This is a genomic window from Streptomyces sp. NPDC058371 (assembly GCF_042723265.1).
Lineage (GTDB): Bacteria > Actinomycetota > Actinomycetes > Streptomycetales > Streptomycetaceae > Streptomyces.
The window spans coordinates 185,143-202,238 of the sequence record NZ_JBHXJC010000016.1 but is presented as its reverse complement, the minus strand read 5'-3'; the positions used below and the strand labels follow the sequence as shown (position 1 = coordinate 202,238).

The window sequence follows — 17,096 nt, the reverse complement described above, 5'->3', positions numbered from 1 at the left end:
TCGAGCGGGGGGACCCCCATCGCCCCTAGCGGCACGCATGCCCGCAGCTATAGCGGCGGGCGCCCGCAGCACAAGCCGGCGACGGCGGGCCGCCATGGGCCCGCAACCCCCACGCACCCGCAGGCGCCGAAGCGCCGAAGGGGCCGTGCCGGTACATCAAATGCCCGTCGCCATGCGTCAGGACAGGCAACCGAGCGCCCCCAGAAGACAGCACAGCCGGTAGGGCGACGGGCGGATGTACCGGCACGGCCCCGCCCCACCCACCGCCGGACGGAGAACCACCCACCCACCGGCACCCGGCGCCCCCCCCCCCCACCGGCACAAAGCGAACCCCGCTCAAGGCGCCCCCGCCAGATCACGCTCCCAACGCCCGCCCCCGAGGCGCAATCCCCGCCGGAACCGCTCGCTGCCGCGCAGGCGTCCCCGTCCAGCACGTGCCCCGGCGGGACAGCAGCCGGCGGAGCCAGAGCTCGAGGGAGACGAGATCGGCGAGACCGTCCAGGGGCAGCGGCTCACCGTCCGCCGCAGCGCGCAGCGCCTTGCGGACGACGCGCGCCTCGACCAGCCCCGCCTCCGCAAGCAACGGCGTGTCGAACAACGCGACAAGGGAGTCCACGGAAACCCGCAGCCCCGTACGCGCGGCCGCCGCCGACGAGGCATGGGACGGCGCCCCCCACCCGGCCGGAAGTTCGGCGACACCCGCCCCCTCCAGCACCGTACGGAGAATCGCCGCCCGCGCCCCCGGCTGGACCCGGAGCGCCTCGGGAAGGGCCCGGCACGCGCGTACCACCTGGTTGTCCAGGAACGGCGCGTGCAGCCGCTGGAAGCGGACCTCCGCGGCCTGCTCCAGGATGCGCAGATCCGCCGCATGCCGCGCGAGCGCCGCACGCGCGCGGAAGTCACCGGGCCGCTGCCCCGGCCCCACCCCCGGCCGCCCCGTCGCCGCCGCCTGGAGGCGAACCGATACTTCAGCAAGGGCCTCACCGGTCAGCCAGCGCGCGGCGGGCCCGGGCCGGGCCCAGGTGAGCGCGGCGAGCGAGGCCCCGACGGCGCCGCCCGGCTCCTCGAACCGCCGGTGCAGCAGCCGGTCGGCGAGCGCGTCGACGCCGGCCCGGTACGGCGTACGGGCCAGTTTCCGCGCCGCACCGTACACGCGCGCGGGGACCATCACCGAGCCGTCCGCCTTCGCCAACGCGGCCACGGGCCGCACCAGATGACGCCGTTTGCGGTCCATCAGCAGGTCGGCGAGGCGCGCGGGATGCGCGTCCAGCACCTGCCGGGCCCCGTACCCCGTGAAGTGGTCCGCGCTGCCCGCGGCGAGCCGTGTCCGGTGCCGGGCGGCCGTCACCAGCGACGGCCCCGGCTCGTCGGTCAGCGGCCCCTCCAGGTCGGCGTACGGCAGGACCTCTTCGCCGCCGGCGACGACCACATGGTGCAGCCGGGGATTCGCGGCCAGCGACCCGGCGCGCTGCAGCTCGGCCTCCCGCCCACTGACCGCGAGGTCGTTGAAGGTGACGGCCAGCAGCCGCTCGCCGGCGCCCGTGCCGTGCCCCAGGACGGTCCCCGGCATCCCGGGGAGCCCGGCCGCGAGCAGCGCGAGCGTCCCCGAGGCGGGCCCTCCGGAGAGGTCGGCGCCGATCCCGGGCACCGGCATACCGCGCGCCGCGCGCCGCTCGGCAGGCCCCATCCCTGGCACCGGACCGGGGTCCACGTCGGTACCGGGAAAGTGCCGGGGCGCGGCGAGCCGGGCGCGTACGGCGTCGACGAGGGCGTCCCGGACGGCGTCCACCGCGCTCGTCGGGTCGGCGATGGGCGCGGCCACCGCGAGGGAGGCGACCTGCTCGTACCCGGCGATCTCCCGGGCGCCCGCGCGCAGGATCAGCGCGTGCCCCGGCGGAATGCGCCGCACGCCGTCGTACGGCGTCGAGTCGTGCACCGCGGCCGGTACGTCGGGGGCGGCGAGGAGCGCGGCGAGGTGCCCGAAGTCGAGGTTGGCCTCGATGAGGTCGGCGAGGGGCAGCGCGGCGGTCGCGTAGGCCGTACCGCCCGCCCAGGGGGTGTAGAACACGGGCCGCGCGCCCGCGATGTCGCCGCAGACCATGACGCGGCGGCCGACCTGGACGACGGCGGTGTAGCTGCCGGACCAGTTGGTCAGATGGCGAAGTGCCCCTCCGCGGGCGGCGAACAGACCGAGCCGGAGCTCTTCGTCGGAGGCGCCGCAGGTGCCGAGGACGGCGATCCGGTTCTGCGCGTCGGCCTGCACGACGCGCACTTCGTCGGGGCGCCAGTCGCCGACCGCCCAGAGCGGATCGGGGTCGCCCCACAGGAGTTGGGAGCCCACCGGGTGCACGGTCTCGCCGTCACTTCCGGTGGATCCTGCCGAGCCGATCTCAGGGGCTCTGGCGGCGGTACTGCTCCACCCCACCAACCACCGCATCGCCGCCTCCACAGGCTGTGGACAACCAGTGCACCGTACGAACTCGGCACCATGCTGTCACGAAGGAGGCACACAGGAGACTCCGTGCGACTGCTCGCGCTCCCCGCAATGCGCCCCCGCGAGCCTCCCACGGGGCCGCGGGGCGAGGCAGGCGGCTGGCCGAACTGCCGCGCCGGGCACGGCGATCAGCGGGACGGCGTGCGAAAACGGCGATACGAATGCGCCCCCGATGCGCTCCCCCAAAACACCTAACGCGCCCTCAAGAGACGTGGTGAGGACGGGAATTGCCCTCTGGGGGTACCGTCGAAAATCAGCCAAATCGGCGACAGATGGCCAGCCCTGCACACGCTCTGTACAGGCCTGCGCAACGCAGGCGACGCACAGTCCGGGAGGCGGAGTACGCCTCCCGGACCGGTCCGCCGCCCGCGGGGATGTAGGCGGCGGCGTTCCCCCAGCCCGCTGGATCCAGTACAGCGGGCCGACCCACGCACGATCCATGGAAGCGCTCCCCCGGTGGCCGGAGAAGAGCGCACGGACAGGCGCACGGCCACACAACGGGAGCACGCCGCGACCGTCCGTACTGTCGTACGGACCACAATCCCGCCATACGGAACTACGCCCCTTAACGCTTGGGATCGGGCGAACTACGCTGGGTTTACGAATGCCGCGTGGTTATGCCAGCGCGGCAGCCGTCTGTGTCGAGGGGTGGCGCATGTCCAGGGAGCAACGCGGGCCGAACGAAAAACTCGGCACCGTTCTCGCCCTCGCGGGAATCAGCAATGCAGGCCTCGCACGACGCGTCAACGACCTTGGCGCTCAACGCGGTCTGACTCTTCGCTATGACAAGACGTCGGTGGCGCGCTGGGTGTCGAAGGGAATGGTGCCGCAGGGTGCGGCACCCCATCTCATCGCCGCGGCCATCGGCCAGAAACTCGGCCGCCCCGTACCGCTCCACGAGATCGGTCTGGCGGACGCGGATCCCGCACCCGAAGTGGGCCTCGCCTTCCCCCGTGACGTCGGGCAGGCGGTGCGGTCGGCGACGGAGCTGTACCGCCTCGACCTGGCCGGGCGCCGGGCCGGCAGCGGCGGCATCTGGCAGTCGCTCGCCGGATCGTTCGCCGTGAGCGCTTACGCAACTCCCGCTTCACGGTGGCTGATAACACCGGCCGACAGTTCGGTGGCGCGGGACGCGAACCCGGCCGAGGGTTCCGGAGCACCGCTGAAAGTCGGCCACACCGACGTGCTGAAGCTGCGCGAGGCGGCGGAGGACGCGCGGCGCTGGGACTCCAAGTACGGCGGCGGCGACTGGCGTTCGTCGATGGTGCCCGAGTGCTTACGGGTGGAGGCGGCACCCCTGTTGCTCGGCTCGTACTCGGACGAAGTGGGCCGAGCCCTCTTCGGGGCGAGCGCCGAACTGACCCGGCTGGCCGGCTGGATGGCCTTCGACACCGGCCAGCAGGAGGCGGCCCAGCGCTACTACATCCAGGCACTGCGCCTGGCCCGCGCGGCCGCCGACGTGCCTCTCGGGGGCTATGTGCTCGCCTCCATGTCCCTCCAGGCGACCTACCGCGGCTTCGGCGACGAGGGCGTCGACCTCGCCCAGGCGGCCCTGGAGCGCAACCGCGGCCTGGCCACCGCGCGCACCATGAGCTTCTTCCGCCTCGTCGAGGCACGTGCCCACGCGCGCGCGGGTGACGCCCATGCGGCCGGCGGCGCCCTGAAGGCTGCCGAGGGCTGGCTGGAGCGGGCCCGTGACGGCGACCACGACCCGTCCTGGCTCGGCTTCTACTCGTACGACCGGTTCGCCGCCGACGCGGCCGAGTGCTACCGCGACCTGAAGGCGCCGCGCCAGGTCCGTCGCTTCACCGAGCAGGCACTGTCGAAGCCGACGGAGGAGTTCGTACGCTCGCACGGGCTGCGCCTGGTCGTGTCGGCGGTCGCGGAGCTGGAGTCGGGCAACCTGGACGCGGCCTGCGAACAGGGCGTCCGGGCGGTCGAGGTCGCCGGCCGCATCTCGTCGGCGCGCACCACCGAGTACGTGAAGGATCTGCTGCACCGGCTGGAGCCGTACGGCGACGAACCGCGCGTCGTGGAGCTGCGGGAGCGCGCACGACCGCTGCTGATGGCTCCCGCCTAGGCAACGGGCCCCTTCGCGTCTGCCCGATTGCTCACACCTTGGGCTGCGGGTGATCTGTGGCTGATCGCGCAGTTCCTCGCGCCCCTACCGGGGCGCCGGGGCCTCCCCCGGGTTTGAGGGCGTTGTCAGTGGCGCAGTGCACTCTTGAAGTCGGGAGGTGGTGCAGGTGTCCATCGTGTACGACTGCGATGTACTGGTGATCGGCGGCGGGATCGTCGGTCTGTCGACGGCGTATGCGATCACGCGGGCCGCGCCGGGCACGCGCGTCATGGTGCTGGAGAAGGAGCTGGGCCCCGCCCGCCACCAGACGGGGCGCAACAGCGGCGTCATCCACAGTGGGATCTATTACCGCCCGGGCTCCCTGAAGGCGCGCTTCGCGGTGCGGGGCGCCACCGAGATGGTCAAGTTCTGCGCCGAGTACGGCATCGACCACGCCGTCACCGGCAAGCTGATCGTCGCCACGGACAAGGCCGAGCTGCCCCGGCTGCACGCCCTCGTCCAGCGCGGCCGGGAGAACGGCATTCCGGTCCGCGAGCTGGGCGCGGCCCAGATCGGGGAGTACGAGCCGGAGGTCCGGGGCCTGGCCGCCATCCAGGTCGCCACGACAGGGATCTGCGACTTCGTCGCCGTGGCCCGCCGGCTCGGTGAGTCCTCCGGCGCGGAGATCCACTACGGCGCGCGGGTCGTCCGGATCGACCGCCGCCCCGAGCTCGGCGTCGCCGTCCGCACGGCCGACGGCCGGGTCGTCCGCGCGCGCGTGCTGGTCAACTGCGCGGGGCTGCACTGCGACGAGATCGCCCTGCTCAGCGGGGACGACCCGGGGATGCGGATCGTCCCGTTCCGGGGCGAGTACTACACGCTGGCGCGCCCGGAGCTGGTGCACGGCCTGGTCTACCCCGTCCCGGATCCGGCGTTTCCGTTCCTCGGCGTGCATCTCACCCGGGGCATCGACGAGAGCGTGCACATCGGGCCGAACGCGGTCCCGGCCTTGGCCCGCGAGGGGTACGGCTGGGGGACGGTCCGCCCCCGCGAGCTGGCGGCGACCCTGGCCTGGCCAGGTTCCTGGCGGATAGCCCGCCGCCACTGGCGCTACGGCGGCGGGGAGCTGCTCCGCTCGGTGTCGAAGGCGGCCTTCACGGACGCAGTCCGGCGGCTGCTGCCTGCGGTGACCCCGGACGACCTGATCCCGGCGGCCGCCGGCGTCCGGGCCCAGGCGGTCCTGCGGGACGGGACGCTGGTGGACGACTTCCTGATCCAGGAGACCCCCCGGACGGTCCACGTTCTGAACGCACCGTCACCGGCGGCCACGGCATCCCTCCCGATCGGCCGCGAGGTGGCCCGCAGGGCCCTGACCGCGCTGTCGAACGCCTGACCCGCGCCGGGCCGCCGGGCGGCCACCAATCGGGCACCGGGTTCCCGGGTCGGCGCCCGACGTGCACGCACGGGTTCCCGGGGCGACGCCCGACCTGCACGCACCGGGTTCCCGGGGCGACGCCCGACCTGCACGCACCGGTTTCCCGGGGCGACGCCCGACCTGCACGCACCGGTTTCCCGGGTCGACGCCCGACGGGCGCCGGGGTCACCCGGCCCCGAAAGCCATCTGACCTGCACCAACCCACTCGCGTGACGCTTCGTGGGCGTCCCGTGGGCACCCTCCGTATCGCCGCGGGAGGCGCGTCCGCCGGACGCCCGTAAAATCGACCCCACTGTGTCTGACTCCCTCAACTCCTCCGAAGAGTCCCCAGAGTCCCGGCCCTCCGTCGCCGGCGGCTCGCTGCGTCATGCCCGGGCCAAGGGCGAGCCCCGCTTTCCGGACGGCCCCAAGGCCGACCCCGCCGGATCGCACTTCGAGCGGCGGATCCGCAGCTTCCAGCCGCGGCGCAGCCGGGTGACGGCCGGGCAGGCGGACGCCCTGCAGCGGCTGTGGCCCAAGTGGGGGCTGGACATCGACGGGCACGCGCTGGACCTCGCGGAGCTCTTCGGCACCGACCGTCCCGTCGTCCTCGAAATCGGCTTCGGGATGGGCGAGGCCACCGCGTGGATGGCGGCAGAGGATCCGGAGACCGGAATCCTCGCCGTCGACGTGCACACCCCGGGGCAGGGCAACCTGCTCAATCTGGCCGACCAGAGCGGGCTGTCCAACATCCGGGTCGCCAACGGCGACGCGATCATCCTGCTCCGGGAGATGCTCCCGCCGGAGTCACTCAGCGGACTGCGGGTGTACTTCCCCGACCCGTGGCCCAAGAAGCGGCATCACAAGCGCCGCCTCATCCAGCCCGAGTTCCTGACGCTCGCCGCGACCCGCCTCCGGCCCGGTGCCCTCGTGCACTGCGCGACCGACTGGGAGCCGTATGCCGAACAGATGCTCGAAGTGCTGACCGCCCACCCGGACTTCGAGAACACCCGGACCGACGGCGGATACGCGCCACGTCCCGACTTCCGCCCGCTGACCCGTTTCGAGGGCCAGGGACTGGAGAAGGGTCATGTGGTGAATGACCTGCTCTTCCGCCGCGTACAGCATCGAGACCAGCCGTCTGCCGGCGACTGAGCCGGGCCCCCGGGCCCCACCAGGCACCGTCGCAGGCAGCGTCCCTCCCTCGTTAGGGTCAATGCCGTGGCCACCTGTCCCCCGTACCCGACGCACCCCGGCGGTCCCGCCGGCGGTGCGCTGCGGCACGCGCACTGGTGGCAGCGCAGGTGGGTCCGCTACGGGGCGCTGATCACCCTGCTCGCGCTCTCCGGCCTCGTCATCCTCGCCCTGGTCCGCCAACAGACCGGCACCGAGGGCTTCCTGGTGGGCCTGGGCCTGGCCGTGCTGCCCGTCCCGCTTCTCATGGCCGCGTTCCGCTGGCTGGACCGGGTGGAGCCGGGCCCCTGGCGCAACCTGCTCTTCGCGTTCGCCTGGGGCGCCTGCGCCGCCGCGCTGATAGCGATCGTCGCCAACAGCTTCGCGACGAAATGGATAGCGACCGCCACCGCCGACCCGTCCAGCGCCGACACCCTCGGCGCGACCGTCATAGCGCCGATCGTGGAGGAGTCCGCGAAGGCCGCGGCCGTACTGCTGATCTTCCTCTTCCGCAGACGGGACTTCACGGGGATCGTCGACGGAGTGGTCATAGCCGGGGTCACCGCCACCGGCTTCGCCTTCACCGAGAACATCCTCTACCTCGGCACCGCGTTCGGTACCGACCAGCTCAGCGGCGAGCGCGGGCTCGCCTCCGTCACCGCCGCCACCTTCTTCGTACGCGTGGTGATGTCGCCCTTCGCGCACCCGCTGTTCACCGTCCTGACCGGCATCGGCTTCGGCATCGCCGCGCTGTCGCCGGAGGGCCGGCAGCTGCGCCGGGTACTCCTGCCGCTGTCCGGGCTGCTGCTCGCCATGGGCATGCACGCCGTCTGGAACGGCTCGTCGTCCTTCGGGGAGTACGGGTTCTTCGCCGTGTACGCGGCCTTCATGGTGCCCACGTTCGGGCTGCTCACCTGGCTCGTCATCTGGACCCGGCAGCGGGAACTGCGCACGGTGCGCGCCGAACTGCCCTCATACGCGGTCGCCGGGTGGCTGGCCCCGCCCGAGCCGTTCGTGCTCGGCTCCATGCGGGCGCGGCGGCTCGCCCGCGACTACGCCAGGCAGCACTTCGGCAAGGGCGCCGCGCGCTCTGTCGCCGAGTACGAGGCGTACGCGACCTCGCTCGCGTTTCTGCGGCACCGCGCGCGCCGGGGCCGTGCGGGCGCCGATTTCGGCGGCCGGGAACGGGAGTTGCTGCACGAGCTGTGGCGGCGCCGGGAGGTGGCCCGGCCCGCCCTGGCGTACGCGGCCCGGGCGACGGCACCGGTCGCGTTGCCGCCGTGGCCGATGTATACGCCCTTGTACGGCCGGCCGTACACCGGGTCGGCGACGCCTTATCCGGGCGGGGCGCCTTATGCCGATCCGGCGGCGGCGTATCCCGCGTACAACCCGTACCGGTCGTAGATACGGGGGTACGGGGGTACGGCACCGCCGGACAACGCCGTCACGGCTGATCGCCGTCGCGGCGGACATGAACTCCCGCCCCGGCAGCGCAAGAAAGGTCCCGGCCCGCGGGGCCAAGGAAGCCCCCGCCCCGCGGCGGAAAAGACGCCCCGCCCCGGCGGAAAAGACGCCCTCGTCCCCCGCGGAAAAGGCCCCCGCGAGACGGACCTACTGGGCCGACGCCGTCGTCAGCGTCGTCAGTTCCCCGTCCGTCAGGGTCAGGTCGGCGACACCGAGCAGCGCGGGGAGTTGCTCGACCGTCCGCGCGGAGGCGATCGGCGCGGCCACCGTCGGCTGGGCGGCGAGCCAGGCCAGCGCCACCGTGGCGACCGGGACGTCATGGGTCTGGGCGATCTCGTCGAGGGCCGCGAGGACCTTCACCCCGCGCTCCGTCTCCAGGTGCTTGCCGGCGCCCCCCGCCCGCGGGGAGTCGACGGTCGTACCGGGCCGGTACTTGCCGGTGAGGAAGCCGGAGGCGAGCGCGTAGTACGGGACGGCGGCCACGCCGGAGCGGGAGGCGACCTCCTGGAGAGGACCCTCGTACGTCTCGCGCGAGACCAGGTTGTACTCCGGCTGGAGGGCGACGTACCGCGCCAGGCCCTCGCGGTCGGAGAACTCCAGGGACTCCTGGAGCCGCTCGGGCGAGATGTTGGAAGCGGCGATGGCCCGCACCTTGCCCGCCCGCACCAGCTCGTCGAGCGTGCCGATGATGTCCTCGACGGGGACCGAGGGGTCGTCGCGGTGCGTGTAGTAGAGGTCGATGTAGTCCGTGCCCAGCCGGCGCAGCGACGCGTCGGCGGCGGCCCGCACGTTGTCCGGGGCCAGCCCCTTGTAGTCGGGGTGAGAGCCCACCTTGGTGGCCAGGACGACGTCGGAGCGGTTGCCGCGCGCGGCGAACCACTTGCCGATGATCGTCTCCGACTCACCGCCCGTGTTGCCCGGCACCCAGGCGGAGTACGTGTCGGCGGTGTCCACGAAGTTGCCGCCCGCGGCCGCGTAGGCGTCCAGTACGGCGAATGACTGCGTCTCGTCGGCGGTCCAGCCGAAGACGTTGCCGCCGAGGGCGAGCGGGAAGACCTCGAGCTCGGACGGGCCCAGCTTGCGAAGAGAAGTCATGTTGCACAGCAACACCGGTGGCGGAGCCATGTATTCCGCAAGGCCGCGGAAAAGCCGTACGAAACGGGTGGAGCGCCTCGCGTACGAAGCCGAGGCGCTCACACCGGAGAGCTGTCAGGCGTGCCGGGTGCCGGACCTGTCAGGGGTTGATGCCCTTGCTCTGCAGCCAGGCCATCGGGTCGATTCCGGTGGGGTTGCCGTCGGGGTGCACCTCGAGGTGCAGATGCGGCCCGGTCACGTTGCCGGTCGCGCCCACGCGCCCGATGACGTCACCCGTGGCCACCTTCTGTCCCACGCTGGCGCTGATGGAGGACTGGTGGCAGAACCACAGCTCCGTACCGTCGTCGAGGGTCAGGATCGTGCGGTATCCGTACGAACCGGCCCAGCCCGCTTCCGTGATGGTGCCGCTGTGGATGGCCTTGATCAGCGTGCCCGTGGGAGCCGCGAAGTCGAGGCCGGTGTGGTACCCGGAGGACCACAGTGCTCCGGCCTCGCCGAAGCGCGAGGTCAGCGTGTACGAGGAGGTGGGCAGCGAGTAGCTCTTGGCCAGCTTGGCGAGGCGCTCTGCCTCGGCCTTCTTCTTGGCCTCGTCCTCCGCCTTCTTCTTGACGGCAGCGGCCTTGGCCTTCGCCTCGTCCTGCGTCTTGGACGCTTCGGCGGCGGCCTTCTTCACGGCGGCGGTCTCGGCGGCCCGCTGGGCCGCGCTGTCGACCTGGTCCTGCTGCGACTCGGCCTGCTGCATGATCCGCGCGCGCAGCGCCTCGCCCGCGTCGGTGGTGCCCTGCGCGGTGTCGTCGGTGGTCAGACCGGCGCTGGTGAGCGGGGTGGCGGAGCCCTTCGCCGGGGCCTCGCCGTCGGATATCAGGGCCTTGGCCGAGGTGGCGACCGACGACAGGTCGGGCATCGAGATGGACACCGGGGGCTTGCCGGTCTGCGCGGTGGCCATGCCACCCGCGCCGACGGCGGCGATGACGCCGACGCCCAGAACGGTGGAGCTGCGGGCGAGTCCTCCGCCGCGCTGCTTGGAGACGCGGTGCCGGCCGCGGACGGGACGGACGGAATCCGCGGTGGGATTCCACTCCTCCCAGGGCCCCTCGTCGGTGCCGCCGCCGTAGCCGAAGGTGTCGCTCTGTTGCTCGGTCGGCGCGAACGAGGTGGGCTGTGCAGGCCGGTTGGACGCCACGTGGGCGCGCTCCTTTCCTTCCTTCTCGCCTACCGGGTTAGCTGACGGGTTCGGAGCAGGAAGGTCTCCTACGCGCGTCAACCACAGTGTGATCCACTGCGAAAGACGCCCGATTCACCCCAAGTTGGTGGTTCCCCGGTTCCCTTGCGGGATTCGGCGCTCGCGCACGGAGCCGACTCTTGTGACGGCTGTGACGACCGCGCTGCGTTATCGAACGTTAATAGACCCGGGCTACGGATTCCAAGCTGTTCGGACTGATCATTAACGTCTTCCGCCTGGACTTACGGGTCATGAGGGGCGGAAAACGGGCGAGTTGACCACGCCTCATAAACCCCAGTTCAATTGACGGTTCGTCAGTTGTTATGCGGAGGGGCGTCAGCCGGTCACCCCTGGTGACAACGATCAGGGACAGGGCGTACGACGCTCATGGCCGGCGTACGGCGAGCAGCGCGAGGTCGTCCGTCGTCCCGCCGCCCGTGTGCCGCCGCACATCCCGCGTGAGGGCCGCCAGCAGCGCGTCGGGCCCGGGGAAGACCCGTCCGGCCAGCCGCACCGCCGGATCGTAGAACTCCCCGTGCTCGTCGCGCGCCTCCGACAGCCCGTCGGTGTAGAAGAGCAGCGTGGCCCCGCTCGGGAAGGTCGCCTCCTCCGCGCGGTCGGGCAGGCTGCCCAACTCGCCCAGCCCGAGCGGCAGCGCGGGCTCCGTGGCCTCCAGGGTGCGCAGCGTGCCGTCCGCGCGCAGGAGCAGGGGCGGGGGGTGGCCGCGGCTGACGATGCGTACGACGCCGTCGCCGTGCGGGATCTCCGCGAGGACGGCCGTGGTGAACCCCTCGAAGGCGTCGAGTCCGTCGCGCCGGGTCCCCTCGCGCGCCAGCGCCCGCTCCAGTCGCTGGGCGACCGCCTCCAGCGTCGACTCGTGCTCGGCCGCCTCCCGGAACGATCCGATGACCACCGCGACGGCCGCCACCGCGCTCATGCCCTTGCCCCGGACGTCACCCACCACCAGCCGTACGCCGTGCGGGGAGTCCTGCACCGCGTACAGGTCGCCGCCGATGAACGCGTCGGCCTGCGCCGCCTCGTACCGGGCCGCGAACTCGAACCCGCCGATCCGTTCGGCCGGCCGCGGCAGTACGGCGCGCTGGGCGGCCTCGGCGATCTCGCGGGCCGAGGCGAGCCGCTCGTCGGTGCGCCGGACCAGGATGTTGATGAGGGCGGCCAGGACGGCGACGGTCGCCACCGTGACCAGTTCGGTCACCGCATCGACGTTCAGGGCGATGCCGAGCCTGATGCGGATGGTGAGAACGGCCACGAGGGCACCGAGCCCGGTGAGGATCGTGCCGCGCAGCGAGAAGAGGGGCGCGGCGACCAGCGGCGCCGCGGTGAAGAGGGGAACAGCGGTGAAGTCCGAGGGCGTGAAGTAGTCGTAGAAGACCCCGACCACGATGAGCAGCGCGGGCAGCGCCCGGACGAAGGTGCGGGCTCGCGAGATGCGCCGGGTGGCGGGCTCGGCGGGGGCCGGCGGGGGACTGTCCCCGAGCCCCGGATCGGGCACGGGATCGCTTGGCAGCCGACCCCCGGCCCGCTCGTACCCGTCGAGAACGGGATCCCCGGCCTCACGGGACGGTTCCCGGCGGCCGGCCCCGCCGGACGCTTCCTCCGGCCGCTGTGAACCTCCCTGCTGCCCCACCCGTCCAGGTTTCCCGGCGCGGGGGCGGGCGGCGACCGCTGAGGGCCGACCGGATGACGACCGCCGCACAAGGCGCTGGACCCTGATCGGACCCCCACACGACCGCCGCACAGGCGCCGGACCCTGATCGGACCCTCACGGCAAACACCAAGGGCCGGAACTCAATGATCTGAGTTCCGGCCCTTGGCCTTGAGTAGCGGGGACAGGATTTGAACCTGCGACCTCTGGGTTATGAGCCCAGCGAGCTACCGAGCTGCTCCACCCCGCGTCGGTAAACACCACTGTACGCCATGCGCGGGACCCCTCGCACACACGCTGACGTGCACCGGCCTTCACCGGGCGTATTCCGCCCACCGGCACCGGGAGGCCCGGGGCCGTCTAGTCGGCCGGGTTGCCCGCGTGGGTCAGCGTCTCCCAGGACACGAACAGATCGTCCGTGCCGGCGGGGCGCGTCTGCTCGACGAGCTTGTGGGCGGCCGGGACGTGCACGTCGAGCCGGTTCTCCAGGTGGTTGAGCGCGACCTCCACGTCGGGCCCCATGTTCCGGTCGACCTTCCCGCCGCACAGCCACGCGGGCGCCGCCTCCCCCATCTGGTACCTGGCGTGGAAGTCGAGCGCGGCCTTCAGCCGGTCCTTGACGTCGCGGTAGAGGTCGACGCCCTGGTGCCAGGCGGTCTCGGCGATATGGGCGGTGGCGGCGAGGGAGTACCCCACGTGCTTGAAGTTCCGGCAGGTCTCCTGCGCGACCCCGTCCATGTACCGCTGCTGCCCGAACCAGTACGTGGTCATCTTCTGCGGGGTGTCGACGGTGCTGCCGACCGGCGTGAGCGGCACGTGCCCGTCCTTCTGGAGGTAGAAGTAGGCGGGCACGCGCTGGCGGAACCGTTCCAGGGCGTCGTCGAAGGCCTGGTGGTCGTCGAGGAAGACGGCGATCCCGATGGCTGCGTCGGTCATGGCCAGGTCCCAGTTGCCGTTGAAGTCCGGGACTTTCTTGGTGACTTCGGGGAGATAGGCGGTGCGCAGCATGGTCCGGAACCGCTCCACCCGGTCGGCCGGCCAGCCCGCGCCCGGTGTGTACCGGACGAGCTCGGCGGCCCGCGACCAGGTCGACCCGGCCCACGCGGTCTGCAGCCCGGCGTCCTCCTCGGTGTGCCCCTTCACCTTGGCCGACCAGGCGTCCATGATCTCCCTGGCCTTGTCCGCGTGCTCCTGCTTGCCGGTGATGCCGAACAGCAGGGCCTGGGTGTAGGCGGCGATGGCGTCCTCGCGCTCCTCGACACAGCCGTGCACGGGCTTGGCCGACTTGTCGCCGCCCGGGCAGTCGACGCTGGCGTACGGCTTCGCCTGGTACTTGTACGAGCCGTACTTGCTGTCGCGCATGTCGAGGAACGCCTTCAGCCAGGGCTGGTTGCCCGCGTTCACGTGCTTGCGCACGGTGTCGAGCTGGCCCTTGCTGACCAGCACCCCGGGGTGCTGGAACGCCGCGTCCTTGGGCCGCGCCCGCGCCTGGGTGCGCGTCTGCGACGACGCCCCGCACGAGGCCACCAGCCCCACCAGCACCGGTGCGAGCAGCACCGCCGTCACACGCCGCCCGACTGAACGCATCGCTCCGCCTCCCGGGTCCACCACCGCACCGACTCACTCGCAGCCTGGTGCTTCGGCGGCACGCCCGCAGAATCTCTTAGCCCGTCCGGCGTTCGGGGGCAGGCCCTTCGGGCGAACGGGGGCGCGAGACGGGGCCGCGCGGGGCCGGGACCTCACGCCCGGTCGGCGCCGGCCGACCGGGGACGCGCGGGACCGGGGGACCTCACGCCCGACCGCAGCCGGCCGACCCGGAACGCGCGGGACCGGGGGACCTCACGCCCGACCGGCGCCGGCCGACCGGGGACGCGCGGGACCGGGGGACCTCACGCCCGACCGGCGCCGGCCGACGGCAGAAGGTGCCGATTGGGCGCCTTCGCCGACTCCTCGTACTCCGGGAGTACGACGACGTCGGCGCCCCCGGCGGCGAGAACCCCGTTTCCGTCGGCACCGGCGACGAACGTGTCGGGCTCCCGCCACGCCGTCACCACCCGCCGTACTCCGGCGTCGAGGATCAACCGCGCGCAGGGCGCGGGGCGTGACGCCCGTCGCGCGCACGGCTCCAGGCTGCTGTAGACCGTGGCGCCGGCCAGCCGCGGATCCGCGGGGTCGGTCTTGGCGAGCGCGGACTCCTCGGCGTGGGCCACCGGATCCGTCTCGCGGGAGTACCCGCGGGCGATCTCGCTGCCGTCGGCCGCCACCACGACCGCCCCGACGCTGAACGCGGTCTCCGACGGCGGACACCGCTCCGCCAGCTCGCAGGCGAGCGCCAGCCAGTGCCGGTCGGCGGCGGAGGCGAGCGACCCGCTGCCGGGTGCCGTGGGGACGTACCGCATGAGGACGATGTCCCCGACGGGCCGGGTCTCCACCAGGCGCAGCCGTCCGGCCGGGTAGGGCCCGGGGCCGAACAGGCGCGGTGCGTCCGGCTCGCCCACGAACAGTGGCGCGAGGGCGAGTTGCAGCTCGTCGGCGAGGCCCTGGCGCAGCAGCTGGGTGTGGACGCGGCCGCCGCCCTCGACCATGAGGTGCCGCACCCCGCGTACGTCGTGGAGGTGCTCCAGGACGACGCGCCAGTCCAGTTCGGGGCCGGCCGCGACGACGTCGACGCCGAGACCGTGCAGGGCGTCGGCGGCCCGGCCGGCGCCCTTGTCCGTCGTATAGACGACCTTCTCGCCGCCCGTGTGCCAGAACTGGGCGGCCGGGTCGAGGTCGCCGGATCCGCTGACCGTGACCTTCAGCGGGTACTCCGGCCGCCCGGCGGCGACCCGCGCCGCTCGCCGCTCGGCCGAGTTGACCAGCAGCCGGGGGTTGTCGGCGCGGATCGTGCCCGCGCCGATCAGGATCGCGTCACTGGACGCCCGTACCTCGTCGACCCGGTCGAAGTCGGCCGGGCCCGAGAGCAGCAGCCGGTCGGGGCCGGTGTCGTCCAGGAAGCCGTCGAGGGAGACGGCGGCGGACAACAGGACGTAGGGGTGGGGCATGGGACGCACCCTCCAGCTCCGAGCTCACGGCTCTTAGTGGTTCAATTTTTAAACAATACCTAGACTGGACGACATGACGACGACCCGCTGGCTCACCCCCGAGGAACTGCGCGCCTGGAAGGCGTACCTCGCCGCGTCGCTGCTGCTGGACGACGCGATCGACCGGCAGCTCCAGCAGGAGGCCGGCATGCCGCACCTCTACTACTCCGTCCTGGCCACCCTCTCCGACGCACCGGACCGGCGCCTGCGCATGACCGAACTGGCCGAGGCCCTGAAGATCACGCGCAGCCGGCTGACGTATGTCGTGACGCGGCTGGAGAAGGACGGAACGGTACGACGCGAAGGATGCCCCACGGACCGGCGGGGCAACATCGCGGTCCTGACGGAGGCCGGGACGGCGGTCCTGGAGCGGACGGCGCCCGGCCATGTCGAGACGGTCCGGACGGCGGTCTTCGATCACCTGACTCCGGAGCAGGTGGGGCAGCTGGAGGAGATCTTCACGGGGATCGCCGAGACCCTCCAGCAGAACCGGCCCGCCACCACGCCCGACGACGTCCCCTGGCGTCGCCGCTCGTCGGCGCCGTGACGCGTCAGACACTCCGGCGGCACAGACCCCGTCTTTTTCTTGTTGCTTGAACTTTAAAGCAGGAGTTAGAGTCTCCGTTCGAGGGCTTGCTTCAAATCTGAAGCACGAGCCGCAGGCCGGGTACCGCCCGTGCAGCACCCGCCTGTCCGCCCACCCGCAGGACCGGAGAACCCCTATGCGCGACTTTCCCACCGCCACGGTGCGCACCCGCGTCCCCGTGCCCCTGCGCTTCACCGACGGCTACTCGGCCGACGCCGAGCTGGTCACCTTCCACGGCCTCACCGACGGCCGGGAACACCTGGCCGTCGTCCTCGGCGACCCGGGTCCGGTCCCGCTGGTCCGGCTGCACTCCGAGTGCCTCACGGGCGACGTCCTCGGCTCGGCCCGCTGCGACTGCGGCCCCCAGCTGCGCGAGGCGGTGGAGCGCATCGCCGAGCGCGGCGGCGTCCTCCTCTATCTCCGCCAGGAGGGCCGGGGCATCGGCCTCTACAACAAGCTCGACGCGTACGCCCTCCAGGACGAGGGCCTGGACACCTACGCCGCCAACGCCGCCCTCGGCCTCCCCGAGGACGCCCGCGACTACACGCCCGCCGCCCAGATGCTGGCGGCCCTGGGCATCGACGCCCTGGACCTCCTCTCCAACAACCCCGACAAGGCCGGCCAACTCCGCGCCCTGGGGCTCGACGTGCAGACCCGCGTTCCCACCGGCGTCTTCGCCACGGCCCACAACGTCCCCTACCTCCGCGCGAAGGTCCTCCAGACCCAGCACACCCTGCCCCTGCCGGAACTCACCGTGGCCCGGCCCACGCTCCGGCGGGATTGACGCGGCCCCCGTCCCGCCCGACGATCCGACAAGGCCCCTCACCATGGCTCCGGGCC

General features: G+C 72.5%; 12 protein-coding genes, 1 tRNA gene and 1 riboswitch. Of the genes, 6 read left to right on the top strand and 7 right to left on the bottom strand.

Annotated features, from left to right (window positions below):
• Positions 1-355 precede the first annotated feature (355 nt).
• Positions 356-2,437, bottom strand: a complete 2,082-nt coding sequence (locus tag ACFWM2_RS34440; RefSeq protein ID WP_383288118.1) for an asparagine synthase-related protein — start codon at positions 2,435-2,437, stop codon at positions 356-358.
• Positions 2,438-3,149: 712 nt separating this feature from the next.
• On the opposite strand from ACFWM2_RS34440, the gene ACFWM2_RS34435 reads away from it, so the two are divergent.
• The 4 genes from ACFWM2_RS34435 (at position 3,150) to ACFWM2_RS34420 (ending at position 8,544) form a co-directional block, all read left to right on the top strand.
• Complete coding sequence (locus tag ACFWM2_RS34435; RefSeq protein ID WP_383288115.1) at positions 3,150-4,574, top strand: MFS transporter; 1,425 nt, start codon at positions 3,150-3,152, stop codon at positions 4,572-4,574.
• A 157-nt stretch (positions 4,575-4,731) separates the two neighbouring features.
• On the top strand, positions 4,732-5,946 hold the full coding sequence (lhgO, locus tag ACFWM2_RS34430) for an L-2-hydroxyglutarate oxidase (protein WP_383288112.1): 1,215 nt from the start codon (positions 4,732-4,734) through the stop codon (positions 5,944-5,946).
• A 336-nt stretch (positions 5,947-6,282) separates the two neighbouring features.
• Positions 6,283-7,122, top strand: coding sequence for a tRNA (guanosine(46)-N7)-methyltransferase TrmB (trmB, locus tag ACFWM2_RS34425; RefSeq protein WP_383288109.1), 840 nt, complete (start codon positions 6,283-6,285; stop codon positions 7,120-7,122).
• Between the two features lie 66 nt (positions 7,123-7,188).
• Positions 7,189-8,544 (top strand): PrsW family intramembrane metalloprotease, encoded by a 1,356-nt coding sequence (locus tag ACFWM2_RS34420; protein ID WP_383288107.1) that lies wholly within the window; start codon positions 7,189-7,191, stop codon positions 8,542-8,544.
• Positions 8,545-8,751: 207 nt separating this feature from the next.
• On the opposite strand, the gene ACFWM2_RS34415 is transcribed toward ACFWM2_RS34420, so the two are convergent.
• The 6 genes from ACFWM2_RS34415 to ACFWM2_RS34390 all read right to left on the bottom strand — a co-directional run bounded on the left by ACFWM2_RS34415 (position 8,752) and on the right by ACFWM2_RS34390 (position 15,631).
• The gene (locus ACFWM2_RS34415; RefSeq protein WP_383288104.1) at positions 8,752-9,699 is read right to left on the bottom strand and encodes an aldo/keto reductase; all 948 of its coding nucleotides are present in this window, start codon (positions 9,697-9,699) and stop codon (positions 8,752-8,754) included.
• A 139-nt stretch (positions 9,700-9,838) separates the two neighbouring features.
• Positions 9,839-10,882: a M23 family metallopeptidase gene (locus ACFWM2_RS34410; protein WP_383288101.1), complete on the bottom strand. Its 1,044-nt coding sequence runs from the start codon at positions 10,880-10,882 to the stop codon at positions 9,839-9,841.
• 11 nt (positions 10,883-10,893) lie between these two features.
• Positions 10,894-11,051: riboswitch (cyclic di-AMP (ydaO/yuaA leader) on the bottom strand.
• A gap of 255 nt (positions 11,052-11,306) precedes the next feature.
• Complete coding sequence (locus ACFWM2_RS34405; protein ID WP_383288182.1) at positions 11,307-12,434, bottom strand: PP2C family protein-serine/threonine phosphatase; 1,128 nt, start codon at positions 12,432-12,434, stop codon at positions 11,307-11,309.
• Between the two features lie 329 nt (positions 12,435-12,763).
• Positions 12,764-12,837 (bottom strand) — tRNA-Met (locus ACFWM2_RS34400).
• Positions 12,838-12,947: 110 nt separating this feature from the next.
• Positions 12,948-14,174 (bottom strand): alginate lyase family protein, encoded by a 1,227-nt coding sequence (locus ACFWM2_RS34395; RefSeq protein WP_383288098.1) that lies wholly within the window; start codon positions 14,172-14,174, stop codon positions 12,948-12,950.
• A 302-nt stretch (positions 14,175-14,476) separates the two neighbouring features.
• The gene (locus tag ACFWM2_RS34390) at positions 14,477-15,631 is read right to left on the bottom strand and encodes a dihydrofolate reductase family protein (protein WP_383288095.1); all 1,155 of its coding nucleotides are present in this window, start codon (positions 15,629-15,631) and stop codon (positions 14,477-14,479) included.
• Positions 15,632-15,704: 73 nt separating this feature from the next.
• On the opposite strand from ACFWM2_RS34390, the gene ACFWM2_RS34385 reads away from it, so the two are divergent.
• Both ACFWM2_RS34385 and ribA read left to right on the top strand, forming a co-directional pair.
• Positions 15,705-16,217, top strand: a complete 513-nt coding sequence (locus ACFWM2_RS34385; RefSeq protein WP_383288092.1) for a MarR family winged helix-turn-helix transcriptional regulator — start codon at positions 15,705-15,707, stop codon at positions 16,215-16,217.
• A 175-nt stretch (positions 16,218-16,392) separates the two neighbouring features.
• The gene (gene ribA / locus ACFWM2_RS34380) at positions 16,393-17,040 is read left to right on the top strand and encodes a GTP cyclohydrolase II (protein WP_383288089.1); all 648 of its coding nucleotides are present in this window, start codon (positions 16,393-16,395) and stop codon (positions 17,038-17,040) included.
• The last annotated feature ends 56 nt before the right edge of the window (positions 17,041-17,096 follow it).